Source organism: Devosia sediminis (assembly GCF_016411825.1).
Classification (GTDB): Bacteria; Pseudomonadota; Alphaproteobacteria; order Rhizobiales; family Devosiaceae; genus Devosia; species Devosia sediminis.
This window is the reverse complement of record NZ_JAEKMH010000003.1, coordinates 252,125-265,474: the sequence shown is the minus strand read 5'-3', so window position 1 is coordinate 265,474 and position 13,350 is coordinate 252,125. Positions and strand designations below refer to the sequence as shown.

Sequence of the window (13,350 nt, the reverse complement as noted above, 5' to 3'; positions counted from 1 at the left end):
ACAAATCAATCCAGCTTGTTCGCCAACCGCGACTGTTCGGCCCGGGCCTTCTTGGCCTGGCGGCGCTCGGCGGCATCGGTCATGGCGTCGTCGCCCAGGTGGCTGGCGCCACGCTTTTTGGCGAGGTCCATCTGGTGCTGGCGCTCGGCAGCAGCGGCGTGCTTGGCGGCGTCGCCGACGCAATGCGGGCAGGAAATGCCTTCGTGATAGTCGGCATGCTGGCGGTCATCAGGGGTCAGCGGGTGGCGACAGGCGCGGCAGAGCGTGGCGGTGCCCAGTTCGAGCCCGTGTCCGACCGAGACGCGCTCGTCGAAGACAAAGCATTCGCCGGCAAAGCGGCTTTCGGCTTCAGGGACAGTTTCGAGATACTTCAGGATCCCGCCCTTGAGGTGAAAAACCTCTTCAAAACCCTGGCTCAGCAGATAGGACGAGGCTTTTTCGCAGCGGATGCCGCCGGTGCAGAACATGGCGACTCGTCTGTCGCGGGCCGGATCGAGGTTTTTCGCCACATAGTCCTTGAACTCGACAAAGCTCTCGGTCTTGGGATCGAGCGCGCGCTGGAAGGTGCCGAGGCCGACTTCATAGTCGTTGCGGGTATCGACCAGGACGACGTCGTTGCGCTCGATCAGCGCGTTCCAGTTTTCCGGCTCGACATAGGTGCCGACCTGCTGGCTGGGATTGGCCTCGGGGGCACGCAGGGTGACGATTTCGGGTTTCAGACGAACCTTCATGCGCAGGAACGGCGCGGTGTCGGCGAAGGAATATTTCACCTCGGCGCCGGTAAGACGGGTGCCGAATGGGCCGGAGGCAAAAAGGAAATCGGCCAGCGCGTCGATCGCTTCGGGTGTGCCTGACACGGTGCCATTGATGCCCTCGGGCGCGAGGATAAGCGTGCCCTTGATGCCCCGATTGCAGCAGAACTGGGCCAGCGGCGTCTTCAGCGTCTCGGCATCTGGCAGATCGGCGAATTTATAGACGGCCATCACCTTGTATGGGTGATGGGGCTGGGGCAGAGTGGGGTCGGACATGGAGCGTTGCGCGGTCATCGGCGCCGCTCATAGCATCGGCCGGGTCCGGCGTCACGGGCGGCCGCAGCCACAAAATTGGGAGTGAGACATGACCTACCGGGCGGATAACGCACGCTATGACACCATGGAATACCGCCGCTCGGGCCGCTCGGGCCTGAAACTGCCGGTGGTGAGCCTGGGGCTGTGGCAGAATTTCGGGGGAACGCGCGACTATCCCAGCGCCATGGAAATCCTGGGCTATGCCTTCGACCAGGGCGTCACCCATTTCGACCTCGCCAACAATTACGGACCGCCGGCCGGGTCGTCGGAAGAGCTGTTCGGCACGGTGATGGCGCGCGATTTCCGCCCCTATCGCGACGAGATGATCATTTCCACCAAGGCCGGCTACAATATGTGGCCGGGCCCCTATGGCGAATGGGGGAGCCGCAAATATGTGCTGGCCAGCCTCGACCAGAGCCTGAAACGCCTCGGGCTCGACTATGTCGACATCTTCTATTCGCACCGCTTCGACCCGGACACGCCGCTCGAGGAAACCATGGGCGCGCTGGCCCATGCGGTGAAATCGGGTAAGGCGCTTTATGTGGGCATCTCGTCCTATCCCGAAGCGCAGACGCGCGAGGCACATCGGATCTTGAAAGAGATGGGCGTGGCGACGACCATCCACCAGCCGAGCTATTCGATGATCAATCGCTGGATCGAGAACGACCGGACGATCGATGCCTGTGGCGAGCTCGGGATCGGGGTCATCGCCTTTTCGCCACTGGCGCAGGGCGTGCTGTCGGGCAAGTACAATTCGGGCAGCGTCGAGGGGACGCGGGGCGGCAATCCGCAGGGTACGCTGCGCGCCAGCCATATCGAGCCGCGGGTGCTCGAGGCCGTCGACAAGGTGGCCGAAATCGCAAGGGCGCGCGGGCAGAGCATGGTGCAACTGGCACTGAGCTGGGTGTTGCGACGCAAGGAAATGACCTCGGCGCTGATCGGGGTCAGGACCCTCGACCAGCTCAAGGACAATCTGGGCGTGCTCAACAATCTCGACCTTTCGGACGAGGAGATCGCGGCCATCGACGCCGCGACGGCCGGCGGGCAGATGGAACTGCATCCCCGGCCGCAGGGGTGGCTGCGGTAGTTCCACGCCGACCTTCTTGCGTGTAACGTCACCCCACCCTCGGTCCCTCCCCCTCAAGGGGAGGGAGGCGATGAGCACCGGCAATGTTGGGTGACATGTGCGTCGACCGTGCCCGGCACCTTCGCAGGAACATGCCCATTCCCGAGGCGAAGCTCTGGAATGCGCTACGACTGCTGCGCGCCCAAGGATACCATTTTCGGCGACAGGTGGAGATCGGTCGCCGCTACTATGTCGACTTCTGCTGCCACGCTTCGGGGCTCGTCATTGAAGTGGACGGCGACACGCATTTTGCCGGCAATGCGCCGGCGCGCGACCGGGTCCGGGACGCCTTTCTCAACGGCGAGGGTTATCGCGTGTTGCGTGTACCCAATGGCGAAGTCATGCATAATCTGGAAGGCGTCATGACCCTCGTTTTGCACACCCTTGCCAGTCCTGCGCATCCCTCCCCTTGAGGGGGAGGGACCGAGGGTGGGGTGATCCAAGCGCACCGCACCTGCAGGCTCACACCATCATCGACTGCAGGGCGCCCATGGCGGCGAGGGAGCCGGTATTGGTGGCAAAAGTTACCGAATGCATGCCGGTGGTCAGGTCGCCGGCGGCGTAGATGCCGGGGCGGGAGGTCAGTTGCATGGCATCGACCGCGACCATGGTGCCGGTGGGCGTATCCTTCATGTCGAGGCCAAGCTGGGCGTGAAGATCGGCCGAGGGGCGATTGCGGGGGTGGGCGTAGAGGGCTTCGAGCGCGATCCGCTCGCCGCCCTCGATGGAGACGCCAGAGACCCGGCCGCCCTCGTGGTGGATGGCCGCAAGCTTGCCGTCGACGATCCTGACCCCGCGCTTCACAAGCTTGGCCCGCTCCTCGTCGATGATGTCATTGCCATCGAGGAAGAGGGTGATGTCGTCGGTCCAGTTGGCATAGAGAACCGGGCCATGCAGCGACATGGGCGAGGAATAGACCAGCCCCCAGCGGGTGCCGGCCACTTCATAGCCATGGCAGAAAGGGCAGTGGATGACGGTCTTGCCCCAGCTTTCGGCAAAGCCGGGAATGGCGGGGAATTCGTCGACAATGCCATAGCTGAGGATGACCCGGCGGCCATCGATGGTCCGGCCGTCCTCGGTGGTGACGACAAAGCTGTCGGGCTCGCCGGCAATTGTCGTGGCCTTGCCTTGAACCAGATCGACCGTGGGATACTGGCCGACCTGCTGGCGGGCGACGGCAAGCAGATCGCCGGGCGGGGTGCCGTCATGGCCGAAGATGTTATGGGCATGTTCGGCGTAGCGATTGCGGTTGAGGCCAGTGTCGAGCACCGTGACCTTGCGGCGGGCGCGGCCCAATTGCATGGCGGCGGTGAGGCCGGCAAAGCTGCCCCCGACAATGATGACATCCTGCATGTGTGATCCTTTCAGATAGGCGAGCGATATCGGCTGGCGCCAAGGGGCCAGAGACGAGACGCGTCGCGTTGGAATTCGTTCAGTCGAGGCGGGGGAAGCCCGCGTTGATGGCTTGAGACGCGATGTCGCTGAGGCGGACGCGCGCCAGCCTTGCGGCCAGCAGGGCCTCGGCGTCATCGAGGAAATCAGTCATGACCCTGTCGACGGAGCGCACGATGGCGCAGGTGACGTCGCCGGGATCGCTTTCGGTGCGAATGAGCAGGCGCTCGCCCATGGCGGCATAGACCTGATGCAGCGTGATGTCCTCGGCCGGGCGCATCAGCGACCAGCCCCCATTGGGTCCCTTGCTGGCATCGACAATGCCGGCCTCGCGCAATTCGCCGAGCACCCGGCGCACCACGACCGGATTGGTCATGAGGCAGGTCGAAAGTGCCGACGAGGTCAGCGCCCTGCCCGGCTGGGCATGGAGATGGACAAGCGCATGCAGCGCAATGGAAAGGCGGCTTGAGCGTTTCATGTAACTTTTATTGTTACATATTAGCTTCGCCGTCAAGTGCCCGGTTTCGTCGCGGGCGGAGCTGGGCTAGATTGACCCCGACAATTCGGGAGGATCATCATGCGTCGCCTCGCTTTTTCGCTCGCCCTGCTCGTTGCCGGAGCAGTCCCCGGCCTCGCCTTCGACGCCGATACCGAGGCTGTGCTGGACCGGCTCAAGACCGGCAAGCTGGTGCATATCGACGACATCGCCACCCTGATGATGGCCTCGGAGCGCTGGTGCTATTTCGAGCAGGACGGCGAATGCTCGTGGTCGGACATCTACCTCTCGATCGAAGGCACGGACGCCACCTACGAGATATCCAATCCCTGGACCGAGGAGATCGACATTTCCTTCGTCGATCACGGGGAGTTGCGGGACAATCGCTATATCTGCGAAATCGGGTTCGACTGGGTACCCTCGGTGCGCGCTTATGAGCGCGAGGATGGCGACGCCATCGAGGGGCGGGCGCTCGAAGCGCTGCGGCAGGAAATCGCCAGCACCATCACCACCGCCGACAACAGCGACTGCTTCGACTATGTCTATCGCGGCGCCGATGCCGAGACCGAAATCGTCACCCTGCTGCAGCGCCAGTATGTGGACGGGGAAACCGACCCGGCCAATGATGTGGAAGTGAAGCTTTACTTCGACAAGGACGCCGCCGAGGCGCTGGGGTGGTATTGGTAGGTTAGAAATCGAGGTTAGTCACCCCACCCAGCTTCGCTAAGCCTTCAGCCAAGCTCCGCTACCCTCCCCCTCGAGGGGAGGGAGGGACCGAGGGTGGGGTGACGGCGCGCTCGATGTTACACCTAAGGCTTCACGTCCACCGTCATTGCCCGGCTTGGCCGGGCAATCCATCTTTGCCGCGTCATCGCATGGACCACCCGGTCAAGCCGGGTGGTGACGGTGGGGGAGGTGCCAGGCGCACTCGACACGGGCCGTTATGAGCCTCTTCACCCCACCCAGCTTCGCTAAGCCTTCGGCCAAGCTACGCTACCCTCCCCCTCAAGGGGAGGGAGGGATGAACACTGGCATTAGGCCTGCAGGACCGAAGGTGGCGCCTAGCTCAGCTTGCCGTCCTTCAGACTCTCCGATAGCGCGGCGGGGCGGGTGACCGGGGTATTGATGTCCACGGTGCGGCCCTCACGGGCGGCGTGTTCGAAGGCTTCCATGACTTCGAGGACGTGGAGAGCGAGGTCGCCATTGGCGCGGTGGGGGCGATTTTCGAGAATGCCGGCCGCCATGTCGGCGACGCCCAGGGAGCGGTAATTGCCGTCCGCATAGGGCGCGGTGACCGGGACATCGGTCCATTCCTCATTGCGGCCGCGCTTACGCAATTCGACCTTGCCGCCGAAGAAATTGGGATCGGGGACGATCAGCGTCTGCTCGGTGCCGTAGAGTTCGAGCGGCACGTGCTTGTGGGCGGCAACGTCAAAACTCATGCCGATCTGAACGATGGCGCCATTGGCAAAGCCCAGCGAGCCCGTGACATGGGTGTCGATATGCACCGGCATCGTCTGGCCCTTTTTGGGCTCGGAGGTGATGGTGCGCTCCGCGCGCAGGCGCGAGGACATGGCCGAGACGCGGGCGACCGGGCCCAGGAGATTGACGAGGTCGGTGATGTAATAGGGGCCCATGTCGAGCATGGGGCCGCCGCCGAGGTCGTAGTAGAAGGCCGGATCGGGATGCCAGCTTTCGTGGCCCGGGCACTGGAAGAAGGCGGTGCCGCCGACAATGGTGCCCAGGGCACCACTATCGACCACGGATCGGGCCTGCTGGTGCGAACCGCCGAGGAAGGTATCGGGCGCCGAGCCGATGCGCAGCCCGGCCGCATTGGCGGCATCGAGCAGGCGACGGCCTTCGGCATAGGTGATGCCAAGCGGCTTTTCGGAATAGACATGCTTACCGGCGGCGAGGCATTGCAGACCGACATCGACATGGGCCCGCGGAATGGTGAGATTGACGACGAGGTCGATCTCGGGATCGGCGAGCAGTTGATCGACCGTCATGGCCTGGAGGCCGAATTCCGCCGCGCGGGCGCGGGCGGCTTCCGCCTTCATGTCGGCGACGCCCTTGACGTCGAGGACCTCAAAACCCGGCAGCCCGTCCTTGCCCATAATGGCCTTCAGATAGGCCGAAGAAATATTGCCGGTACCGATCAGGCCGATACCGAGGCGCTTGCCGCTCATGGCGCACTCCTCTCAGATGTACGTGCATCAGACTATCCGCGCAGAGCGGGAGTCGGAAGGGGCCATGAGCGCTTTTTGCCGGCCGGCCTTATCCGACCAGCACGGCGTGGTCGCAGCGCACACCATGGACGCGCACATCGGCTTCGCCGATGCCGAGGCCCAGGACGCCGAGGGTGGCGTTGAGCGTGGTATCGAGCACCGGGGCAAGGGGCGCGAGCAGCGCCCTGAGGGTATTGCCGAGCACTGTCGTCGAGGCCAGCCCGACGCCGAGCACATTGATGGTGAGATCGAGATTGCCCAGGAGCGAGCCGACAAGCGAGGTCACGGCCGTGGTTGTCTTCGCCGTCTTCGTCGCTCCGGCGCCAATCTCGGCCGAGGAAAAGCCGACCGGGACAGGCGTGGTCTGGGCCAGTTCGACCAGCGCCGTGCCGGAAATCTTGAGCAGCAGCACATTGATGAGATGCACCGGCGTCTGGGGCGGCGCAGCGCCGAAATCGGCAAGGGCGCCGTCGCTCAATTCGCCAAGGCCGAGCCGCGCCACGCCGGGGCGGACGGCGATCGTGGCGCTGCCATTGGGGGCGGCGGCAGTGGGACAGGTGGCGGCGGTCACCTGTGCCTCCGAAGCGGCGAGATCGAGCCAGAGCGGCAGTTTCACCCCGGCGCCGAGCAGCACGGGCCCGCCGAGAAGCTGCGTCTTGATCCGCAGGCGGACCTGGGCGGTGCGCACCGTGGTGCCGACCGGACCCATGGCGAACCAGGCTGCGCCCTGCGGCGGCTCGCCGACGGCGAGATCGAGACCAAGGGAGACCAGGCCCGGCACCCCTGCCCCCAGATTGACCGAGACCTGCCGGTCGCCATCGGCGAGGGAAGCGGCGGCGGAAAGAATGTCGAGCACCGAGAGTTTCAGGCCCGCCACGGCGCCACTGCCCAGATGCATGCTGCCCAGTTCTCCCAGCGAAATCAGATGCGAGAGGGCGACGTCGTGGCCGCTGCCGCCGAGGATGGACTGGAGCGCGGTGCGTGCCGGCCCGGCCGTGAGGCTGGCCAGCGCGCCGGCGATCTGGCCGGCATCGGCCTCCATGGCAAGCAGCTCGTCATAGGTGCCGGCGGTGACGCCGAGCTTTTGTGCCAGGGCATCGAGGAAGGCAAAGGCATTGACCTGTGCAGCGGCCAAAGCCGCGTAATCGGCCAGGGTCAGCGCCACCGTGGCGCCCAGGAGATCGGAGAGGACCGCGTTGGCGAGACCGCCATGCAGGCTTGCCAGCCGCGAGCCGAGCGAGAAGGACACTTCCGGCGTGACCGCGGCGAGACCCGCGGCGGCGATGGTCGGCTGCCCGGCAAAGCCGGCGGAAAAATAGAGGGTGCCGCTTTGCTCGAGGGCGACGGAGACGGCATTGACCGGCAGGCCGCCGGGCGTGAAGCGATCGGCGATATCGGGCGCGGTCGCGTCATAGTGGCCTGTGCTAACGGTCAGCCCATCCGTGCTGGCCGGGGCGAGGAGCCGCGCCTCGACCAGCACGGATTGGGCGATCTCGGCAGCGCGGGAGGGATCCGCCGTTGCCGATATGGCCGCCAGGTCCACTCCGGCCTGCAGCAGCCGGCGCTCGTGGTAGAGCGAGGCTGCATCCACCGCCACGGCCGACACCAGGGCGGAGACTGTGAAACCGAATGCGAACAGGATTGCCATATTGCCGCGCTCATCGCGGCAAAATTCTGGCCAAGACCCATTCATATGCCGCCCCGCCGGATCGTCGCCCCATAGGAAATGGTCGTGCTGGGCAGCGGCAGGGGCGGGTAGAGGTTCCAGATCGGCAGCGCCGTCGCGTCATAGCTGAGGCGCACTTCGTATTGATTGGGATCGGCGGTGCTGTCCCCCACGCTGTGGGTCAGCAGGGCCCGATCGATCAGCATGTAGCGCGATGCATTGCGATCGAGGAATGCGGAAACCAGCCCGTCACGTTCGGCCTCGTCGCGCCCGGCAATGGCGGTGCGGGCGGCGTCGGCGGACAATTGCTGGAGCGCATGGGCGGTGCCGAAGTAAAGACCATAGGCCAGCATGCCGGTCAGCATCAGCAGATAGACCGGCGTCAGGATGGCGAATTCGATGACCGCGGTCCCCGTGGTCGCGGCATGGAAGCGGCTGAGAAGGCCTGGCATGGAAGCCTCCGGGATGGTCTCGTGCGACCAGATTGCCCCGGCGCGGCAAGCGGGTGGTAAAGGGCGCCATCGGTATTTGCGCGAGCCGTAGAAACCCCGCGCGAAAAGATGACTTTATTCCTCCGGTTGAACGCGATAGTGCTGTGCCAGCTCACGAGGCCCAGCTTTGACCGCCCGAAACTATCTCTTTGCCGCCACTGAAGAGGATGTCGCGCTGACCCGCTTCATCGCGCTCGGTGCATCGGCGACGGGCTTCCTCAAGGGCGCGCCCGGCGGGCATCTGCCGGGCTGGCACACGCTGGGCGAAGACAATTCGGCCTTTCTCCGGACGCTCTACGACCGCAATGCCGCAGCCTATCCGCAGGCCGGGCAGCCTTTTTACGCGGTGCGGCTCTGGACCAACCTGATGTGGCAGCCGGCCTACCTGGCAGTCATCGCCGTGCATCTCCATGGCGCGCTGCCCAAGGTGGCTGGGATCAGCCAGGCGCTGCAAAACCTCGATGTCGACCGCTACCGGCTTCGGTCCGGGCCGATGGTGACTGACGATCTCGAAACGCTGATCGCTCGCGCCGGCACGGACCTGCGGGCCATGGCCGATGCGATCCTCAATGAGATCAACACGGTGACAAAGCTCAAGCGCGTACCGGCGCTGCGGCTGCTCACTGACCGGATGCTGGCGCTGATGACGCGGCTGCCGCATTTCCAGCCCGAGATCACGGTGGAGGAGCAGAAGCGGCTCTGCACGCTCTGGCTCGAGGCCATGGGCCTTGTGGGCATGGGCGAACTCGAAAGGCTCGACCTCCATGACGGGCGGCGGGTCAATATCGTGGCGCGCAAGGGCTGCTGCCTCGATTACCTCGCCTTTCCCGACACCTATTGCACCTCGTGTCCCAAGCAGGACGACGATGTGCGCATTGCCCGGCAGACGGCCAATGCTCTTGCCGAGCTCGATGCGGCGAGCTGACTTGAGGTCAGTCGAATTCCTCGTCGGGATAGACGCCCCAGAGTTCTTCCTGGCGCACCCAGCCGGCATAGGGGCGGCCCTCGCCCGGCTGGCCGGCCGCAACATTGCACCAGGCGCCGTCGCATTCGCTGATCGTCACCCGTACGCCGGGCGAGAGGCGCGCGCGCACCGAGGCGGTCTCGGCCTTCTGCGTGTGCATGGCCACTTCGCCGTTGGCGATGAGGGGCGTGGCGACACCGGCGCGATTGCCCGAGAGCAGGCTCTGGTGCACCCAGCCCTCGGCGCCGTCCATGTCGCGAATCTTGCGCCAGGTGTCAAACTCCTGGATGATCTCCACCGGCACGCCTGACACCGTGTAGTTCCAGGCGATTTCGTAGCGCGTGCCCGGCCCGACGCGCACGTTGATCGGATGCGAGCGCGTGGTGACGAAACGCGGCAGTTTCAGGCCGCTGGGATTGTCCTGGGCCTGAGCGGGAACGGTGCAAAGGCCGGACACAGCGGCGATAATGACAAAAAGAAAAGCGCGGACGCGGCCCGTGAAGGCTGGCAAGAACAACATCACTTTGCAGACGGATTGGATTTGCCTTATCACTAGCCCATGATCCTTAATGGTCGCTGAAGGCGGCCCTGGCGCCGGGGTGGACCGGCCTTGTTTTCGGAACGCATGAGCGCGCATAAACCCCAGATCCTGGTGACCAGGCGCCTGCCGGCGAGCATTGAAGCGCGCATGGCGACCCTGTTCGAAACCGATGTCAACGAAGCCGACGTGGCGCTGACCAGCGAGGATATTCTCGAGGGTCTCACCGGCAAGGACGTGCTGGTTTCCACCATTACCGACCGAATCGATGCCGACCTGATCGCCCGCCTGCCGCAAAGCGTGCGGCTGATCGCCCAATTCGGCAATGGGGTGGACAATATCGACCTCGAAGCGGCCTGGGCGGCGGGCCTGACCGTCACCAATACGCCCTCGGTGCTGACCGAGGATACGGCCGACATGGCCACGGCGCTGATGCTGGCGCTGCCCCGGCGGCTGGTGGAAGGGACGCAGATGCTGCTGCGCGAGGGCGAATGGGCCGGCTGGTCGCCCACTTCGATGCTGGGGCATCGCCTCCGCGGCAAGGCACTGGGCATTGTCGGCATGGGCCGCATCGGCACTGCCGTGGCGCAGCGGGCACGGGCCTTCGGGCTCAACATCCACTATTATTCGCGCAACCGGCGGCCGCCGGCGGTGGAAACGCCGCTCGATGCGCATCACTGGGACGATCTCGACGCCATGCTGGAGGCCGTGGACATCGTCTCGCTGCACACGCCGCTGACCCGCGACACCCACCATATCCTTTCGGCGGAGCGGCTCGGCCGCATGAAGCCGGGATCCTATGTGGTCAATGTCAGCCGACCCGAACTGGTGAACGAGCCGGCGCTGATCTCAGAACTCGAAAGCGGGCGCCTGGCCGGAGCGGCGCTCGACGTGTTCGAGAACCGCCATGGCATCAATCCGCGCCTCCTGGCGCTGGCATCGGACAATCGCGTCGTGCTCACCGCGCATATGGCCTCGGCGACGCTGGAAGCCCGGGTGGAGATGGGCGAAGCGGTGATCGTCAACATCCGCGCCTTCATGGATGGACACCAGCCGCCACACCGCCTGCTGCCCGACCAGCCGCAGCCGCGCAGCGCCCGTGGCTGACCTTTGCCCATAAGGGACGAGCGGGCAACAGTTGCAACTTTTGCTCGGCAGGCTCTTGCACCCTTTGGCCTTGCCCCCTAATCGTCAGCCTGTCGACGCGGCTGGGGACTGCGCCTTCGACACAGGATCGCGTTTCGGGTGTCAGGAGATCCCCGCAGTCATGATGAAACACGTGCTGGCTCCCTTGGCGGCCCTTGTGGCGCTGACCGCTCCCGCCTCAGCGCAGGTGAACGGCGCCCTGCCCTTTTCCATCCAGGACGGCAAGCTGGTGCTCGAGGCGCTGAACCAGACCCTGACCTTGCCCATGCCCGACTGGGCGACCGGCGCCGAGACCGACGCAGCCCTGTCGGAAGTGGTCTCCACCCGCTTCGTCGAGGAAAGCGGCCAGGCGCATCTGGAAGTCTATCCGCGCGGCGAGGGCGAAGCCTTCTGGACGAAAATCTATGGCGCGCGCCTGTCCAACCAGCCGGGCATGTCGTTGGCCGACTTCCGCTCGGTGGTCATCAACGTCTATGCGCAGTCGTGCGACCCGCAAGCCATTGCCCTGTTCCAGTTCGAGGAAGACCAGGAAGACGTGCTGCCGCCGGTGGGCTATGTCTGCGGCGCCTATCTCGATGACTTCGAAGCCTTTGCCGGCCAGGGCGAAGTGATGATCATGGGCTTTTACAAGTCCGACAAGGGCGTCGCCATGGTCTATCAGGAGTGGCGCGGCGATGCCTTCGACACCGAGGATCCGGCAAGCTGGCCGGTCACGCCCGATGAGGTCGAAGCCTATATGGCGCGGCTCAAGACCGACGTGACGCTCCTCGCGGCGGATTGACGGCGGGCCCCTAAGGGCCTAAGCCGCTTGCCCATGAAAAAAGACCATAAGCCCGCTGGCCCGAGCCAGCGCATGCTGCGCGTCGGCGAACTGGTGCGCCATGCCCTGGCAGCGCTGTTCGCGCGCGACGACATCGAGGACGAGGCCCTTGCCGGTGCGGTGGTGACCGTGCCGGAAGTGCGCATGACGCCCGACCTCAAGATCGCCAATGCCTATGTGATGCCGCTCGGCGGCGCCCATGCCGAGGAAATCGTGGCGGCGCTCAACCGCCACCAGAAGTTCATCCGTGGCCGCGTGGCGCCGCTGATCGATCTCAAATATGCCCCGGAAATCCGGTTCTTCGTGGACGATACCTTTGCCGAAGCGGGCCGGATCGATGCGCTCTTGCGCTCGGACCGGGTCAAGCGCGACCTTGACGACGAAGACACGGGCGAAGACTGACCTTGAGCCAGCCAAAATCGAAAAAGCGCGCCATTTCCGGATGGGTCGTGCTCAACAAGCCTTATGACTTCACCTCGACCCAGGCCGTGGGCAAGGTGCGCTGGCTCCTGAGTGCCGCCAAGGCAGGCCATGCCGGCACGCTCGACCCGCTGGCGACCGGCATCCTGCCCATTGCGCTGGGGGAGGCCACCAAGGCCGTGCCGCAAGTGCAGGACGGAACCAAGATCTATCGCTTCGCCATTGGCTGGGGCCGCGCCACCACCACGGACGACACCGAAGGCGACGTCATCGCCACCTCCGACATCCGCCCCGATGGCGCGGCGCTCGAAGCCGTGCTGCCGCGCTTTACCGGCACGATCATGCAGCGGCCGCCGGCCTTTTCGGCGATCAAGGTCGATGGCGAGCGCGCCTATGACCTGGCGCGGGCCGGCGAGACGGTTGAATTGGCGGCACGGCCCATCGATATCGACGCCATCACGCTGGTCTCGCATGGACCGGACGAAAGCGTGCTGGAAGTGACCTGCGGCAAGGGCACCTATGTGCGCTCGCTGGCGCGCGACATTGCCGAGGCGCTGGGCACGGTGGGCCATGTCACCAAGCTCCATCGCGCCGCAGTCGGACCCTTTACCGATGCCGATGCGATTACCCTCGACCAGCTCGAGGCGGCCGAGGGCGACGCGCGCGATGCCCTGTTGAAGCCGGTTTCGGCCGGGCTCGGCGACCTCGACGAAATCCGCCTCGACGCGGTGCAGGCCACGGCCGTGGGCCATGGCAATCCGGTGCTGCTCACCGGCGCCGGCGCCCCGGTGTCGCTGGACGAATGCTGGGTCAGTTTCAAGGGCAAGGTGCTGGCCACCGGCCATGTCGAATTCGGCCAGTTCAAGCCGGGCCGGGTTTTTAATCTTTAGGGTCTTCACCTCTCCCTCTGGGGGAGAGTGTCTGGCCCCACCCCACCCTCATTCCCTCCCCATCGAGGGGAGGGAGGCGCTGGGCGCAGCGTCGGTGTTCATCGTC

At 65.1% G+C, this 13,350-nt stretch carries 15 protein-coding genes; 8 read left to right on the top strand and 7 right to left on the bottom strand.

All coding sequences use genetic code 11. The features are described from left to right. Nucleotides 1–5 precede the first annotated feature (5 nt). Nucleotides 6–1,046, bottom strand: a complete 1,041-nt coding sequence (gene trhO / locus JEQ47_RS14385; RefSeq protein WP_236020884.1) for an oxygen-dependent tRNA uridine(34) hydroxylase TrhO — start codon at nt 1,044–1,046, stop codon at nt 6–8. Nucleotides 1,047–1,116: 70 nt separating this feature from the next. On the opposite strand from trhO, the gene JEQ47_RS14380 reads away from it, so the two are divergent. Next, nucleotides 1,117–2,154 carry an aldo/keto reductase gene (locus JEQ47_RS14380; RefSeq protein ID WP_198877129.1) on the top strand — a complete coding sequence of 346 codons (1,038 nt, stop codon included), beginning with the start codon at nt 1,117–1,119 and terminating at the stop codon, nt 2,152–2,154. An 83-nt stretch (nt 2,155–2,237) separates the two neighbouring features. Then, the gene (locus tag JEQ47_RS14375) at nt 2,238–2,606 is read left to right on the top strand and encodes an endonuclease domain-containing protein (RefSeq protein WP_198877128.1); all 369 of its coding nucleotides are present in this window, start codon (nt 2,238–2,240) and stop codon (nt 2,604–2,606) included. Nucleotides 2,607–2,655: 49 nt separating this feature from the next. On the opposite strand, the gene JEQ47_RS14370 is transcribed toward JEQ47_RS14375, so the two are convergent. Beyond that, nucleotides 2,656–3,546, bottom strand: a complete 891-nt coding sequence (locus tag JEQ47_RS14370; protein ID WP_198877127.1) for an NAD(P)/FAD-dependent oxidoreductase — start codon at nt 3,544–3,546, stop codon at nt 2,656–2,658. A 79-nt stretch (nt 3,547–3,625) separates the two neighbouring features. After that, nucleotides 3,626–4,063, bottom strand: coding sequence for an Rrf2 family transcriptional regulator (locus JEQ47_RS14365; RefSeq protein WP_198877126.1), 438 nt, complete (start codon nt 4,061–4,063; stop codon nt 3,626–3,628). A gap of 99 nt (nt 4,064–4,162) precedes the next feature. Here JEQ47_RS14365 and JEQ47_RS14360 point away from each other — a divergent pair, with 99 nt between their 5' ends. Next, the gene (locus tag JEQ47_RS14360) at nt 4,163–4,768 is read left to right on the top strand and encodes a hypothetical protein (RefSeq protein ID WP_198877125.1); all 606 of its coding nucleotides are present in this window, start codon (nt 4,163–4,165) and stop codon (nt 4,766–4,768) included. A 374-nt stretch (nt 4,769–5,142) separates the two neighbouring features. On the opposite strand, the gene JEQ47_RS14355 is transcribed toward JEQ47_RS14360, so the two are convergent. The 3 genes from JEQ47_RS14355 to JEQ47_RS14345 form a co-directional block, all read right to left on the bottom strand. Then, nucleotides 5,143–6,270 (bottom strand): Gfo/Idh/MocA family protein, encoded by a 1,128-nt coding sequence (locus JEQ47_RS14355; RefSeq protein WP_198877124.1) that lies wholly within the window; start codon nt 6,268–6,270, stop codon nt 5,143–5,145. A gap of 88 nt (nt 6,271–6,358) precedes the next feature. Further along, nucleotides 6,359–7,957, bottom strand: coding sequence for a TadG family pilus assembly protein (locus tag JEQ47_RS14350; protein ID WP_198877123.1), 1,599 nt, complete (start codon nt 7,955–7,957; stop codon nt 6,359–6,361). Nucleotides 7,958–7,998: 41 nt separating this feature from the next. Then, nucleotides 7,999–8,427, bottom strand: coding sequence for a TadE/TadG family type IV pilus assembly protein (locus JEQ47_RS14345; protein ID WP_198877122.1), 429 nt, complete (start codon nt 8,425–8,427; stop codon nt 7,999–8,001). 166 nt (nt 8,428–8,593) lie between these two features. Here JEQ47_RS14345 and JEQ47_RS14340 point away from each other — a divergent pair, with 166 nt between their 5' ends. Beyond that, entirely contained in the window at nt 8,594–9,391 is a 798-nt protein-coding gene (locus JEQ47_RS14340; RefSeq protein WP_198877121.1) for a siderophore ferric iron reductase, read from the top strand. Between the two features lie 7 nt (nt 9,392–9,398). Here JEQ47_RS14340 and JEQ47_RS14335 read toward each other — a convergent pair whose 3' ends face one another. Next, nucleotides 9,399–9,941 carry an SH3 domain-containing protein gene (locus JEQ47_RS14335; RefSeq protein WP_236020883.1) on the bottom strand — a complete coding sequence of 181 codons (543 nt, stop codon included), beginning with the start codon at nt 9,939–9,941 and terminating at the stop codon, nt 9,399–9,401. 114 nt (nt 9,942–10,055) lie between these two features. Here JEQ47_RS14335 and JEQ47_RS14330 point away from each other — a divergent pair, with 114 nt between their 5' ends. From JEQ47_RS14330 to truB, 4 genes are all read left to right on the top strand, one after another. Then, nucleotides 10,056–11,075, top strand: a complete 1,020-nt coding sequence (locus JEQ47_RS14330) for a 2-hydroxyacid dehydrogenase (RefSeq protein ID WP_198877119.1) — start codon at nt 10,056–10,058, stop codon at nt 11,073–11,075. A gap of 160 nt (nt 11,076–11,235) precedes the next feature. Continuing rightward, nucleotides 11,236–11,895: a hypothetical protein gene (locus JEQ47_RS14325; protein ID WP_198877118.1), complete on the top strand. Its 660-nt coding sequence runs from the start codon at nt 11,236–11,238 to the stop codon at nt 11,893–11,895. A 33-nt stretch (nt 11,896–11,928) separates the two neighbouring features. Further along, nucleotides 11,929–12,336, top strand: a complete 408-nt coding sequence (rbfA, locus tag JEQ47_RS14320; RefSeq protein WP_198877117.1) for a 30S ribosome-binding factor RbfA — start codon at nt 11,929–11,931, stop codon at nt 12,334–12,336. Between the two features lie 2 nt (nt 12,337–12,338). Beyond that, complete coding sequence (truB, locus tag JEQ47_RS14315; protein WP_236020882.1) at nt 12,339–13,244, top strand: tRNA pseudouridine(55) synthase TruB; 906 nt, start codon at nt 12,339–12,341, stop codon at nt 13,242–13,244. Nucleotides 13,245–13,350 lie beyond the last annotated feature (106 nt).